Below are 13,538 nucleotides of genomic sequence, written 5' to 3' on the forward strand. Positions count from 1 at the left end.
CCGGCGAACGCGCGCGGCGCGGGCGACGGCATGAAGCTGCACCGCCGGACGCTCCGGCTCGGCGGGCGGGAGCACACGGTCATCGGGCTGCGGCCCGCCACGAAGGCGGGCTTCAGCACCAACCTGTTCCACGAGACCTGGCACGTGCTGTCCGACCAGCACGGCGCCCGCGTCCTCGCGCGGCTGCTATGGGGGCTGGCCTACCAGTCGCGGCCCGGCACGCTGCTCGTGATCGACCGGCCGTTCCTCACGCCGACGCCGTTCGACGCGGACCCGGCGGACCCGATCGTCCTGGTCCCGGCCTGGCACACCCCCTTCACCGCCGGACCGCCCGCGAGCTGGCGCGGCGCCTTCCGCTGCGGCGCCCGCCGGACGGCACCGTCCGGTGGCGGACGCACGGCCTCGACGCCGCTCTCGCCGACCCGCGCGGCTGGTTCCGCGAGCATCCGCCGCCCGGACCCGAGCGCGGACGGGTGAAGCGGACGCACGGGCTCGTCGCGCTCCTTCCGGCCCGTCCTGCCGAGGCGCGGGAGTGGGCGGTGCAGGCGGGATGGCTCGACGTCCGGAATCCCCACGGGATGGACTACGACCACCTCGGCGGGCAGTGCCGCTCCGCCGCGGGCGAGATCCAGGTCTTCCGCGACTTCCGGCGGCGGGTGAGCGTCGCCCGCCGCGCCCGCGCCGACGTGCTCGCACGCCCGGACGCCCCCGCCGACCCGGCGGAGCTGCGGCCGCTCGTCTGGGACCGGCACGGCGAGATCACGTGGGCGGAGGACGAGGCGGCGCGGCGCCGGCGGGCGGGCCGCCGCCGCCCGCCGGGGCGCCGCTGATCAGCCCAGCACGCGGTCGATGAACGCGGTGACGTCGCCGAGAACCTCGTCGCGGTTCGTCTCGTTGAACACCTCGTGGCGGGCGCCGGGATAGATCCGCTGGGTCAGGTCGGCGCCCCGGATCGCCTCGATCCCGACGAGGGTGCCGTCCAGCGGGACGAGCCGGTCGTCGCCGCCGTGCACGTGCAGGGTGGGGAGCGCGCCGAGCGAGCCGTGCTCGTTGATGGCGCGGAGGCAGGTGTCCAGGGCTCGGACGGTCGGCTTCTTGAACGGGCCGTGCCACACCAGCGGGTCCTCGGTGTAGGCCTTCCCGACGGCCGGGTCCCGCGACAGCGTCGCGGTGTCGATCGGCTCGTCGGGCATCTCGTCGAGGGGGAGCAGGTCGTCCACGACGAACCAGCGGCCCAGGACGGGGCCCGACAGCACCAGCGCGGCCAGAGTGTCGCCGTGGACCTGCGCGTAGCGGGCGGCGATGAGCCCGCCCATGGAGTGCCCGATCAGCACGACCGGCAGGCCGGGGTGGTCGCCGCGGGCCGCCTCGACGACGGTGTGCAGGTCGGCGACGACGTCCTCGAAGTCCTCGATGAGCACCCGGTCGCCCGCCGAGCGGCCGTGCCCCATGTGGTCGGGACCGCACACGGTCGCGCCGTGGCGGACCAGCGCGTCCGCGACGTGCTCGTAGCGTCCGAGGTGCTCGCCGTAGCCGTGCGCCAGGACCGCGACGTAACGGGGCTCGCCGTCCGACCAGATCCGTGCCGTGATCGCGCCCCGTGTGCCCGCGAACTCCCACTCCCGTGCCGCCGTCACCCGTACCTCCTCGTCCGAACCGGCCATGCCCGCAGCCCGTGATGCGACGGATCGGCGATCGCCGCAATAGGCTGGACCGATCGACCGTAACCCGGACGGCCCGCCCACCGGGCCGTCCGCCCGGCAGGAAGGGGCGCCCGTGCTGGTCGACACCTTCGGTCGTACCGCGACGGACCTGCGGGTCTCGCTCACCGACCGGTGCAACCTCCGGTGCTCGTACTGCATGCCGCCCGAGGGCCTGGACTGGCTGCCCAAGCCGGAGCTGCTCACCGATGACGAGGTGGTGCGGCTCGTCGGCCTCGCGGTCGGCGAGCTGGGCGTCACCGAGGTCCGCTACACCGGCGGCGAGCCGCTGCTGCGGCGCGGGCTGCCGGACATCGTGCGGCGCACGGCCGAGCTGGAGCCGCGCCCGGAGATCTCCCTGACCACCAACGGGATCGGGCTCGCGCGGCTGGCGGGGCCGCTCGCCGCCGCCGGCCTCGACCGGGTGAACGTGTCGCTGGACACCCTCGACCCGGCGACCTTCAAGCGGCTGGCGCACCGCGACCGGTTCGCGGACGTCCTCGCCGGGCTGGAGGCGGCGCGCGCCGCGGGCCTCGAACCCGTCAAGATCAACGCGGTGCTGATGCGGGGGATCAACGACCATGAGGCCCCCGCGCTGCTGCGCTTCTGCCTGGAGCACGGCTACCGGCTGCGGTTCATCGAGCAGATGCCGCTGGACGCCCAGCACGGCTGGACCCGGCAGGACATGATCACCGCGGACGAGATCCTCGAGCGGCTGTCCGCGGAGTTCGACCTGGCGCCGGACACCGGCCACGACCGCGGCAGCGCGCCCGCCGAGACGTTCGCGATCGGCGGCGGCCCCGAGACCGTCGGCGTCATCGGGTCGGTGACCCGGCCGTTCTGCGGCGCGTGCGACCGCGTCCGGCTGACCGCGGACGGCCAGGTCCGCAACTGCCTGTTCGCGACCGAGGAGTCCAACCTGCGCGACGCGATGCGGGCCGGCGCGGCCGACGAGGAGATCGCCGACCGCTGGCGGACGGCGGTGCGGGCCAAGCGGGCCGGGCACGGCATCGACGACCCGGCGTTCCTGCAGCCGGCCCGGCCGATGTCCGCCATCGGCGGCTGACCCCCGTGCCCTCCGGCGCGGTGCCCGTCGGCGGGGTGCCCTCCGATCCGGTGCCCTCCGATCCGGTGGCCATCGACGCGGTGCTGCTCGCGGGCGGCCGCGCCCGGCGGCTCGGCGGCGCCGACAAGCCCGCCGCGAGGGTCGGTGGCCGCGCCCTGATCGAGTGGGTCGCCGCCGCGGCGTCCGGCGCGTCCCGGACGATCGTCGTCGGGCCGCCGCGGGACGTGCTGCCGGGCGCCGTCCGGGTCCGCGAGGACCCGCCCGCCGCCGGGCCGGTGCCCGCGCTGAGGGCGGGCCTGGCCGAGGTGCGCGCGCCCTGGGTCGCGCTGCTCGCCGCCGACCTGCCGTTCCTCCGTCCCGTCCACATCGCCGCGCTGCTGCACGCGGTGGGGGAGCGCGACGGGGCCGTGCTGGTGGACGGCGAGGGCCGCGAGCAGTGGCTCGCCGGATGCTGGCGCACCGCCCGCCTGCGCGACGCGCTCGCCGCCTACACCGGTGCCTCGCTGCGCGGCGTCCTCGGCCCGATCGGCCCGGCAGAGGTCGCGCTCCCCGCCGGGGAGCGGCCCCCGTGGTACGACTGCGACACGCCCGAGGACCTCGCCCGCGCCGACGGCCTCGCCAGGCCGGACGTGCTTTGACCGTGCGAGAGTGGGCATCGTACGTCGACGCGTTGAAGGGGGACGCCCATGTCCGTACTGGAGGACTGGATGACCGCGGTCTGCGATGAGCTCGGCCTGGAACGGGGCGACATCGACCGCGACCTCGTGCTCGACCTGGCCCGCGACGTCGCGCACGGGGTGGCGCGTCCGGGCGCGCCGCTCACCGCCTACCTCCTCGGCCTCGCGGTCGGCCGCGGCGCCCCCGCCCGGGACGCCGCCGCCCGGCTGACGGAGCTGGCCGAGGCCTGGGGCGCCGAACCCGCCGAGCCCTCCGCGGACGCCGGGGCGCCGGCGGGGCAGGGCGACGTGCCCGAGCAGGCCGGCGAGCGCGTCCTCGACGAGGCCTAGGAGCCCCGCCGGCCGCCCGCTCCGGACCTCAGGCGTCGCGGTCCTCGACCGGCACCACGTCCTTGAGGAAGTCGCGGCGGTCGAGGAACGCCGACAGGCTCTCGCGGTGCTCGTCGCAGGCGAGCCAGATCTTCCGCCGGTCCGGGGTGTGGATCTTCGGGTTGTTCCAGCGCAGCGCCCAGACCGCCGCGGCGCGGCAGCCCTTGGCGGAGCACTGCAGTTCGTCGGGGTCGGAGCCCGGTGGGGATGCGGTCACCACGCAACTGTGGCACAGCGGCCGGTGCGCCCGGTGCGCCGGGTTTGGTGCGGTGATCTTCGGAAAGGAGATCGCTCGTGCGGACGGAGGCCACGGCGGGGGCCGACCAGGAGGGCGGGGTGCAGCGTCCCTGGCGGGCGCTGTCGGTCTGCCTCGTCGCCGCGTTCATGACGCTGCTGGACGTCAGCATCGTCAACGTCGCGCTCCCGTCGATCAAGCAGGGGCTGCACGCCTCGGAGGCGGGCCTGCAGTGGATCCTGTCGGGGTACGCGCTGACCTTCGGGTTGGTGCTCGTCCCGGCCGGGCGGCTCGGCGACGCGCGCAGCCGCCGCGCGGTGTTCATGACGGGCCTGGCGCTGTTCACCGCGGCCAGCGCGCTGGCCGGCATCGCGCCGACCATGACGTGGCTCGTGCTGGCCCGCCTCCTCCAGGGCGTCGCGGGCGGCATCCTCAACCCGCAGGTCGCCGGCCTCATCCAGCAGCTGTTCCAGGGCGGCGACCGGGGCCGGGCGTTCGGTGCGCTCGGCGCGGTCATCGGGATCGCGACGGCCGCCGGGCCGCTGCTGGGCGGCGGCATCATCGCGCTCGCCGGTCACGCGGAGGGCTGGCGCTGGGTGTTCTACGTCAACATCCCGGTCGGAGTGGCGGCGCTGTTCCTGGCGTGGCGGCTGCTGCCGCCGCCGGTGCGCGGCGAGAAGCAGGGCCTCGATCCGCCCGGCGTGCTGCTGCTCGGCGCGGGCGTGGTGTGCGTGCTGCTCCCGCTCGTCCAGCAGCAGCAGTGGCACGGCGACCTCAAATGGCTGCTCGTCCTCGCGGGCGCGCTGCTGATCGCGGCGTTCGTCTGGTGGGAGCGGCGGGCTCGCGCGCCGATGGTGGACCTCGGGCTGTTCCGGCTCCGCTCGTACGCGCTGGGGTCGGCGATCGCGCTGCTGTACTTCGCGGGGTTCACCGCGATCTTCTTCATCTTCACGCTGTACCTGCAGAACGGCCTGTCCTACAGCGCGCTGGAAGCGGGCCTGGCCATCACCCCGTTCGCGGTCGGGTCGGGTGTGGCGGCGGCCGTCGGCGGGCGCATCGTGGCGAAGTACGGGCGCCCGCTCGTCGCCGCCGGCCTCGCGGTGGTGGCGGTGGGGCTGGCCGCCGCGTGGGTCGCGGTCGAGCTGGAGCCGGGACGGGGCGTGGGGATCGCGACCGCGCTGCCGCTGCTGTTCGCCGGCTGCGGCAGCGGCCTCGTCATCGCCCCGAACCAGACCATCACGCTGTCGGAGGTGCACTACACGCAGGGCGGCAGCGCCGCCGGCGTGCTGCAGACCGGGCAGCGGGTCGGCACCGCGACGGGGATCGCGGCGGTCGGGTCGGTGTTCTTCTCGGCCCTGGCCAGCACGCACGGCGACTGGGCCGGGGCGTTCCGCCGCGGCCTCATCGTCATCCTGGTGTTCGTCATGCTGGCGCTGGCGGCGGCCGTCGCCGACCTGGCGGCCGGCCGGCGGGGGGGGGGGGGGCCCCCCCCCCCCCCCACACCCTCCTCGGGGTTTGCGCCGGGGGGGGGGGGGCGCGGCCCGCCCCCCCCCGGCCGCCGCCCCCCCGCGCCCGGTCAGCGGCGGTCGCGCAGCGCGAGGCGCAGGAGCACGGCCAGGCCCGCGAGGGCTGCTGACGCCGCGCCCGCCAGCGCCAGGTTCTGCCGCCGGATGCGGGCCGGGATCCGCGCGTACGGCATCGTCGAGAACGACACCAGCTCGTACCGCGAGACGTACCGGCCCGCGAGCCGCCGCTCCAGGGCGTGCGTCGCCGCCTGCTTCGCCCGGTAGACGGGGGACGACACGCGGTCGCGCATCTCGATGAAGTTGTCCAGCGCCATCTCGGCGATCGCGTCGGTGTTGGGCTTGCGGCGCTCCTCGTAGAGCGCCAGCGCGCGCGCCCAGTCGCCGCCGGTCTCCGTCAGGCACCGGTCGATCTCGATGCAGTCCTCGAACGCGCAGTTGGCGCCCTGCCCGAAGAACGGGACGATCGCGTGCGCGGCGTCGCCGAGCAGCGCGACGATCGCGCCGTCGCCCCGCCGCGTCCACGGCCGGCACCGGACGGTCACCAGCGACCCGACCGGGTTGCGCTCGTAGTCGTCCACCAGGTCGGGGATCAGGCCCGCGACGTCCGGGTAGTGCTCGGCGAAGTACGCCGTGACCTTCCCGGGGGAGTCCAGCGCCGCGAGGTCGGACTTGGGCCAGAACAGCGTGCAGGTGAACGAGCGGTCCAGGTTCGGCAGCGCGATCATCATCGAGGTGCCGCGCGGCCAGATGTGCAGCGCGTCCGGATCGAGCGCGAAGTCGCCGTCGCGCGGCGGGACGGTCAGCTCCTTGTACCCGTGCTCCAGGAAGTCGGCGTCCTCGTTCAGCCCGAGGGACCGGCGCACCGCGCTGTACGCGCCGTCCCCGGCGAGGACGACGTCCGCGGCCTCGGTGCCGCCGTCCTCCAGCAGCAGCGCCCCGGCCTGGACGTCCACGCCGGTGACGCGCTGGGAGAAGCGCAGCGTCACGCCGGGCGTGGCCTCCGCGGTGTCCAGCAGCGATTCGTTGAGCTGGGCGCGGCTGATGGAGTTGATCGCGCGCCGGCCGTCGGCGCTGTAGGGCTGGAAGTTCTGCTCCCGGCCGAGCGGGTGCACCATCCGCCCGTGCATCGGCAGCGCCTGCTTCAGCGACCGGTCCCGCAGCCCCACCTGCTCAAGGGCGGCGAGCCCGCGCGCGGAGATCGCCAGGTTGATCGACCGGCCCCGCTCGGCGCCCGCGATCCGCGGGTCGGGCCGCCGCTCGTAGACCGTCACCTCGATGCCGCGGCGGCCGAGCAGCACCGCGAGCAGGCAGCCCGCGAGGCCCGCGCCGACGATCGCGACCCGCTTGTCCCGCCGCTCAGCCGCCATGGGCGGGCTCCTCCCCGGCGGTGGGCTGCTCGGTCTGCGAGCGGACCTCCCACAGGTCGGGGAACGCGGGCGCGAACAGCGTCGAGCGCAGGTAGTCGGCCCCGGCGGAGCCGCCCGTGCCGATCTTGGCGCCGATGGTCCGCTCGACCATCTTCAGGTGCCGGTACCGCCACTCCTGGACGCCCTCGTCGACGTCCACGAGCGCCTCGCACACCTCGGCGGCGGGCCCGTTCTCGTCGGCGTAGACCGCCAGCAGCACCTGCTGGACGGCCTCGTCCGGCTCCCACGGCAGGGACGTGTCGCGCTCCAGCGCCTCGCGGGGGACGGGGTGGCCCTGCACGGCGAGGTAGCGCAGCAGCGAGTCGAACATGGACGGCCGGGACACCGCGTCGCGCAGCCGCTCGTCGCCGCGCAGAACCGACGCGGGGAACTCGCGCCGGCCGAGGACGGCCTCGATCTCGCGGAACTGGTCGCTCTGGAACCCGCTGGAGGTGCCGAGCGCGTCCCGGAACGCGGCGAACTGCCGGGGCGTCATCGTCTCCAGCACGTCCAGCTGCCCGACCACCGTCTTGAGGATCTTGGCGATCCGGCGCGCGGTGTGCAGCGCGCCCGCGCTGCCGCCCGCCTCCAGCCGGCGCTGCAGCAGCGCGGACTCGTGCAGGATCTGCTTGAACCACAGCTCGTAGACCTGATGGATGATCACGAACAGCAGCTCGTCGTGCGCGTCGGTCTCGGGCTCCTGGCAGGACAGGAGCCGTTCTAGCCGCAGGTAACCGCCGTACGTCATCGTCGGCGAATCCGCCATCACCGCCTCCTTGCGACACAACGGATGTGACCCGCAGCATATTGGATCGTTCCGCCCATTCGACCGCTGGGTGCGCACGCGACGTACATATCCGGCAATCCGCCCACGGGTGACCGGGCGGCGCCTCCGGCGGGGCTCACCAGGAGCGGAGCGACCGCCGGAAGATGCCCGCGATGTCGTCCTCGGTGACCGGGCGCGGCGACGCCACCAGCAACCGCTGCTGCCGCATCGTCCCCTCGACCAGGTCGGGGATGTCCGCCTCTCCGTAGCCCACGCCCGCGATCCCGTCCGGGATGCCGATGTCGCGCATCAGGCCGAGCAGCGCGCGCGGCAGGTGCTCGGCCGGGTCGTCCGGGCGGTCCATCTCCGGGGCGAGCAGCTCGGCGGCGCGGACGTGGCGCTCCGGACGCGCCTGGAAGGTGAACCGGAACGCCTCGGGCGCGGTGAGCGACACCGACATCCCGTGCGGGACCATCGGCTCGCCGTCCGGGTACCCGTCCGGACGGAAGTCCCTGACCTGCCCGGCGATCGGATAGGCGTTGGCGTGCGGGATGTGCACGCCCGCGTTCCCGAACCCGAGCCCCGCGAACGTGGCGGCCAGCGCCATGTCGGCGCGGGCCCTGCGGTCCTCGCCGTCCCGGACGGCCGCGCGGAACGAATGGGCGATCAGGCCGAGCGCCCGCTCGGACCACATGTCCGACACCGGGTTCGCGCCGCAGTACGGGACGCGCTGCTCGGGCCGCTTGCGCTCGTACGCGTCGTACGGCTTGGCGGTGTAGCTCTCCAGGGCGTGGCACACGATGTCCATCCCGGACGACGCGGTCACCCCCGACGGCTGCGTCACCATCAGGTCGGGGTCGACGACGGCGAGCGCGGGGCGCATGCGCGGATGGCTGATGCCCGTCTTGACCCGCAGGTCCAGGACGTCCAGGACGCAGACGGTCGTGCTCTCGGCTCCGGTCCCGGTCGTGGTGGGGACGGCGACGAGCGGCAGCAGCGGCCGCTCCGGCGCCCGTCCCGCGCCGACCGGCGGGTTCAGGTACTCGGCGAGGTCGCCGTCGTTCGTGGTGAGCAGGTCGACGGCCTTGGCGGTGTCGATGCTCGACCCGCCGCCCACCGCGACGAACGCGTCGTACGGCCCCGTCTCCCGCGCGTGCTCGACCGCCTCGCGCATGCTCGCGTCCGTCGGCTCGACGCGGACGCGGTCGAACACCGCCGCCTCGATCCCGTACGCCTTCATCGCGTCGGCGACCCGCTGCGGCCCGCCGGTCGCGGCGACGCCCGGGTCGGTCACCACGAGGACCCGCCGCGCGCCGTACTGCGCGAGGTCGTGGCCGATCTCGTCGGACGCGCCCGTGCCGAACTTCAGCTGCGGCGCGCCGTAGGTGAAGACCGTCTCGTTCGCCATGCCCGCCCCCTCGATGCCGGTACCGCTGATCGTTCCCACCGTGTCACCGCCCGGACGGGCCGGGCAAGGCGGGGCCGGGGCCGGGGCGCCCCGGCGCGGGCCGGCTACTCGTCGGGCAGCTCGCCCACCGAGACGCGGACGGCGCGCAGCGCCGCGGTGATCTCGGCGGCGCGCTCGGCGGGCAGCGCGGCGATGCCGAAGCCGGCCTCGTTGAGCGCGGCGGTGGCCTCCTCGGCGAGGTCGCGGCCCGCCGGGGTGATCGTGGCGAGCACGACGCGGCGGTCGTCGGGGGAGGGGGCGCGGCCGACGAGCCCGCGCCGCTCCAGCCGCCCGATCACGTTGGTGACCGACGCCGGGTGGACCATGAGACGAGTGCCCATCTTCCCCATGGGAAGGGTGCCCCTGCGGGTGAAGGCGAGGAGCCGGAGCGCCTCGTAGGCGGCGAAGGTGAGCCCGTGCGGCTTCAGCACCGCCTCGATCCGGCTGAGCAGCAGCTGCTGCGCCCGCATCACCGAGGTCACGGCCGCCATGTGGTCGGCGTGCTCGGGCCAGCGGGCGCTCCACTGCCGGTGGGCCTCGGAGATGGGGTCGGGGGTGTCGGGCACCGCCCCACCGTAAGGCGTCTTGACCTCGTCGCGCACGGAAACTATTTTAACTTCCAAATATTGGATGTCCAAAGGTTGAGGTGGGGGACGTGACCGGACCGCTCCACAAGCCGGTGCACCCGGTGCGCTTCGTGACGGCCGCCGCGCTGTTCGACGGGCACGACGCGGCGATCAACATCATGCGGCGGATCCTGCAGTCGCAGGGCGCCGAGGTGGTGCACCTGGGCCACGACCGGTCCGTCCGCGAGGTCGTCGACGCCGTGCTGGAGGAGGACGCGCAGGGCGTCGCCATCAGCTCCTACCAGGGCGGCCACGTCGAGTACTTCGAGTACCTGTCGCGCAGCCTCAAGGAGGCGGGCGCCGAGCAGGTGCGGGTGTTCGGCGGCGGTGGCGGCGTGATCGTGCACGAGGAGATCGCCCGGCTCGCGGACGCGGGCGTGCGGATCTTCTCCCCGGAGGACGGGCAGCGGCTCGGCCTGCCCGGCATGATCAACGAGCTGGTGCGGGACTGCGACGTCGACCTGGCGGACGAGCCCGTCCCGGCGGAAGCGGTCGTGGCGGGCGACCGGCGCGCCCTCGCCCGCACCATCACCTGCCTGCAGGCCGGGAAGCTGGCGGCCGCCGACCGCGCGGCCCTCGCCGACGCGGCGTCCGGCCGGCGCGTCCCGGTGCTCGGCATCACCGGCACGGGCGGCTCCGGCAAGTCGTCGCTCACCGACGAGCTGGTCCGCCGGCTGCGCGTCGACCAGGGCGACCGGCTGCGCGTCGCGGTGCTGGCCGTCGACCCGACCCGGCGGCGCGGCGGCGGCGCCCTGCTCGGCGACCGCATCCGGATGAACTCCCTGGACGGCGACAAGGTCTTCTTCCGGTCGCTGGCCACCCGCGGCGCCCGCGAGCTGCCCGAGGGCATCGAGGACGTCCTCACCGCGGTGAAGGCCGCGGGATACGACCTGATCATCCTGGAGACGCCGGGGATCGGGCAGGGCGACGCCGCGATCGTCCCGCTGGTGGACGTCTCGCTGTACGTGATGACGCCGGAGTTCGGCGCCGCGTCCCAGCTCGAGAAGATCGACATGCTCGACTTCGCCGACGTCGTGGCGATCAACAAGTTCGAGCGGCGCGGCGCCGAGGACGCCCGCCGCGACGTGTCCCGGCAGCTCGTCCGCAACCGGGAGGCGTTCGGGCAGCGGCCCGAGGACATGCCGGTGTTCGGCACCAGCGCCGCCACCTTCAACGACGACGGCGTCACCGCGCTCTACCAGCACCTCGGCGGCATGCTCGCCGAGCACGGCCTGACCCTGCGGGACGGCGCGCTGCCGCACGTCGACACCAGGGTGTCGACCGGCGCCGCCACGATCATCCCGCCGGCCCGCGTCCGGTACCTGTCCGACATCGCCGAGACCGTCCGCGGCTACCACGCCGACACGGCCGCGCAGGCCGAGGCGGTCCGGCGGGTGCAGCGCCTCGACGAGGTCCGCGCCGAGCTGACCGACGCGTCCGAGGTCGAGGGGCTGCTGGAGAAGGCCCGCCGCGACGTCGCCCCGGAGAACGCGGCCCTGATCGAGGGCTGGCCGGCCGTGGTCGAGTCCTACTCCGGCGACGAGCAGGTCGTGAGGATCCGCGACAAGGAGCTGCACACCAGGCTGACCCGCGAGTCGCTGTCGGGCAGCCGGATCCCGCGCGTCGCGCTGCCCCGCTACACCGACCACGGCGAGCTGCTGCGGTTCCTGCGCTCGGAGAACCTGCCCGGGAAGTTCCCGTTCACCGCCGGGGTGTTCCCGTTCAAGCGTGACAACGAGGACCCGGCGCGGATGTTCGCGGGGGAGGGCGACCCGTTCCGCACCAACCGCCGCTTCAAGCTGCTGTCGGAGGGCCAGCCCGCCACCCGCCTGTCCACCGCGTTCGACTCGGTCACCCTGTACGGCCGCGACCCCGACGAGCGTCCCGACGTGTACGGCAAGGTCGGCACGTCCGGCGTCTCGATCGCGACGCTCGACGACATGAAGGCGCTCTACGACGGGTTCGACCTGTCGTCGCCGACCACGTCGGTGTCGATGACCATCAACGGGCCCGCGCCGACGATCCTCGCGTTCTTCCTCAACACCGCGATCGACCAGGGCATCGACGCGTTCCGCGAGGAGCACGGGCGCGAGCCGTCCGCCGAGGAGGCCGCCGGGATCCGGGCGCGGGTGCTGTCCACCGTGCGCGGCACCGTCCAGGCCGACATCCTCAAGGAGGACCAGGGCCAGAACACCTGCATCTTCTCCACCGAGTTCTCGCTGCGGATGATGGGCGACATCCAGGAGTGGTTCATCGCCAACAAGGTCCGCAACTTCTACTCGGTGTCCATCTCCGGCTACCACATCGCCGAGGCCGGCGCGAACCCCATCAGCCAGCTCGCGTTCACGCTCGCCAACGGGTTCACCTACGTCGAGTCGTACCTGGCGCGCGGCATGGACATCGACGACTTCGCGCCGAACCTGTCGTTCTTCTTCTCCAACGGCATGGACCCCGAGTACAACGTGCTCGGCCGCGTCGCCCGCCGCATCTGGGCCGTCGCCATGCGGGACCGCTACGGCGCCAACGAGCGCAGCCAGAAGCTGAAGTACCACGTGCAGACCTCGGGGCGCTCCCTGCACGCGCAGGAGATGCACTTCAACGACATCCGCACGACGCTCCAGGCGCTCATCGCCATCTACGACAACTGCAACAGCCTGCACACCAACGCCTACGACGAGGCCGTCACCACGCCCACGGCCGAGTCGGTCCGGCGCGCGCTCGCGATCCAGCTCATCATCAACCGCGAGTGGGGCCTGGCGATGAACGAGAACCCGCTGCAGGGGTCGTTCATCATCGACGAGCTGACCGACCTGGTCGAGGAGGCCGTCCTCGCCGAGTTCGACCGGATCAGCGAGCGCGGCGGCGTCCTCGGCGCGATGGAGACCGGCTACCAGCGCGGCCGCATCCAGGACGAGTCGATGCTGTACGAGCAGCGCAAGCACGACGGGTCGCTGCCGATCGTCGGCGTCAACACCTTCCGCCTCCCCGATGCGGGCGACGGGACGCCGGACACGATCGAGCTGGCCCGCGCCACCGAGGACGAGAAGCGCTCGCAGCTGGAGCGGGTCCGGTCCTACCAGGCCGCGCACCGCGGCGACGCCGAGACGGCCCTCGCCGAGCTCAAGGAGGCCGCGCGGTCGGGCGGGAACGTGTTCGCGGTGCTGATGGACGCGGCGCGGGTGTGCAGCCTCCAGCAGATCACCGACGCGTTCTTCGAGGTCGGCGGCCAGTACCGCCGCAACGTCTGAGCGCCGCGCCGCATGGCCGCCCGCGACGACACCGGCGCGCCCGTTCCCGTTCCGGAGCGGGTGCGCCGCGTCGTGTCGATCGTGCCGTCGCTGACCGAGACGGTCGCGGTGACCGCCCCCGGCCTCCTCGCCGGCGCCACCGACTGGTGCACGCATCCCGAGGGCCTCGACGTCCCGCGGGTGCGCGGCACGAAGAACCCGGACCTGGAGCGCATCAGGGAGCTGCGGCCCGACGTCGTCCTCGGCAACACCGAGGAGAACCGCCCCGCCGACGTCGAGGCGCTGCGCGCCGCGGGCGTCGCGGTGTGGATGACCGAGATCCGCACCGTGGACGAGGCGCTGGCGTCGCTGCGGCGGATGCTCACGACGGCGTGCCGCGTCCCCGTCCGGGGCTGGCGGGACGAGGCGGCCCGCGTCTGGGCCGCCGTGACGCCCGGCGAACCGCGCGCCGCCGTCGTCCCGGTCTGGCGGC

Annotated in this window: 13 protein-coding genes and 1 pseudogene; 8 read left to right on the forward strand and 6 right to left on the reverse strand. The window is 74.2% G+C overall.

All coding sequences use genetic code 11. The features are described from left to right. Both ABZ914_RS32915 and ABZ914_RS32920 read left to right on the forward strand, forming a co-directional pair. On the forward strand, positions 1 to 477 hold a 477-nt coding region (locus ABZ914_RS32915), incomplete at its 5' end, for a hypothetical protein (RefSeq protein ID WP_500198041.1). Further along, positions 474 to 830, forward strand: coding sequence for a hypothetical protein (locus tag ABZ914_RS32920; RefSeq protein WP_500198042.1), 357 nt, complete (start codon positions 474 to 476; stop codon positions 828 to 830). The genes ABZ914_RS32915 and ABZ914_RS32920, both read left to right, overlap by 4 nt. Here ABZ914_RS32920 and ABZ914_RS32925 read toward each other — a convergent pair whose 3' ends face one another. Next, complete coding sequence (locus tag ABZ914_RS32925; protein WP_500198043.1) at positions 831 to 1,637, reverse strand: alpha/beta hydrolase; 807 nt, start codon at positions 1,635 to 1,637, stop codon at positions 831 to 833. A 139-nt stretch (positions 1,638 to 1,776) separates the two neighbouring features. Here ABZ914_RS32925 and moaA point away from each other — a divergent pair, with 139 nt between their 5' ends. The 3 genes from moaA (at position 1,777) to ABZ914_RS32940 (ending at position 3,773) form a co-directional block, all read left to right on the forward strand. After that, the gene (gene moaA / locus ABZ914_RS32930; RefSeq protein WP_500198045.1) at positions 1,777 to 2,766 is read left to right on the forward strand and encodes a GTP 3',8-cyclase MoaA; all 990 of its coding nucleotides are present in this window, start codon (positions 1,777 to 1,779) and stop codon (positions 2,764 to 2,766) included. A gap of 65 nt (positions 2,767 to 2,831) precedes the next feature. Then, positions 2,832 to 3,404 (forward strand): molybdenum cofactor guanylyltransferase, encoded by a 573-nt coding sequence (gene mobA / locus ABZ914_RS32935; RefSeq protein ID WP_500198057.1) that lies wholly within the window; start codon positions 2,832 to 2,834, stop codon positions 3,402 to 3,404. A 48-nt stretch (positions 3,405 to 3,452) separates the two neighbouring features. Further along, positions 3,453 to 3,773: a DUF6457 domain-containing protein gene (locus ABZ914_RS32940; RefSeq protein ID WP_500198046.1), complete on the forward strand. Its 321-nt coding sequence runs from the start codon at positions 3,453 to 3,455 to the stop codon at positions 3,771 to 3,773. 28 nt (positions 3,774 to 3,801) lie between these two features. Here ABZ914_RS32940 and ABZ914_RS32945 read toward each other — a convergent pair whose 3' ends face one another. Further along, positions 3,802 to 4,029, reverse strand: coding sequence for a hypothetical protein (locus ABZ914_RS32945; RefSeq protein ID WP_190856426.1), 228 nt, complete (start codon positions 4,027 to 4,029; stop codon positions 3,802 to 3,804). 77 nt (positions 4,030 to 4,106) lie between these two features. On the opposite strand from ABZ914_RS32945, the gene ABZ914_RS32950 reads away from it, so the two are divergent. Then, positions 4,107 to 5,837, forward strand: a complete 1,731-nt coding sequence (locus ABZ914_RS32950) for an MFS transporter (RefSeq protein ID WP_500198048.1) — start codon at positions 4,107 to 4,109, stop codon at positions 5,835 to 5,837. Positions 5,838 to 5,902: 65 nt separating this feature from the next. Here ABZ914_RS32950 and ABZ914_RS32955 read toward each other — a convergent pair. The 4 genes and pseudogenes from ABZ914_RS32955 to ABZ914_RS32970 all read right to left on the reverse strand — a co-directional run. Next, a pseudogene (locus ABZ914_RS32955) lies at positions 5,903 to 6,940 on the reverse strand (FAD-dependent oxidoreductase); the annotation flags it as partial. Beyond that, positions 6,930 to 7,745: a tryptophan 2,3-dioxygenase gene (locus tag ABZ914_RS32960; RefSeq protein WP_500198050.1), complete on the reverse strand. Its 816-nt coding sequence runs from the start codon at positions 7,743 to 7,745 to the stop codon at positions 6,930 to 6,932. The gene ABZ914_RS32960 and the pseudogene ABZ914_RS32955, both read right to left, overlap by 11 nt. A 136-nt stretch (positions 7,746 to 7,881) precedes the next feature. Then, a complete protein-coding gene (locus ABZ914_RS32965; RefSeq protein ID WP_500198052.1) occupies positions 7,882 to 9,192 on the reverse strand; it encodes a hydroxyacid-oxoacid transhydrogenase in 1,311 nt (436 codons plus the stop codon). Positions 9,193 to 9,257: 65 nt separating this feature from the next. After that, complete coding sequence (locus ABZ914_RS32970; RefSeq protein ID WP_500198053.1) at positions 9,258 to 9,794, reverse strand: MarR family winged helix-turn-helix transcriptional regulator; 537 nt, start codon at positions 9,792 to 9,794, stop codon at positions 9,258 to 9,260. 53 nt (positions 9,795 to 9,847) lie between these two features. Between ABZ914_RS32970 and icmF the strand changes: the two genes are divergently transcribed. Both icmF and ABZ914_RS32980 read left to right on the forward strand, forming a co-directional pair. Further along, the gene (icmF, locus tag ABZ914_RS32975) at positions 9,848 to 13,066 is read left to right on the forward strand and encodes a fused isobutyryl-CoA mutase/GTPase IcmF (RefSeq protein ID WP_500198055.1); all 3,219 of its coding nucleotides are present in this window, start codon (positions 9,848 to 9,850) and stop codon (positions 13,064 to 13,066) included. Positions 13,067 to 13,078: 12 nt separating this feature from the next. Next, a partial coding sequence (locus ABZ914_RS32980) for a helical backbone metal receptor (RefSeq protein ID WP_500198056.1) occupies positions 13,079 to 13,538 on the forward strand: 460 nt, incomplete at its 3' end.

It is taken from the genome of Spirillospora sp. NPDC046719, from assembly GCF_040645715.1.
GTDB lineage: Bacteria > Actinomycetota > Actinomycetes > Streptosporangiales > Streptosporangiaceae > Spirillospora.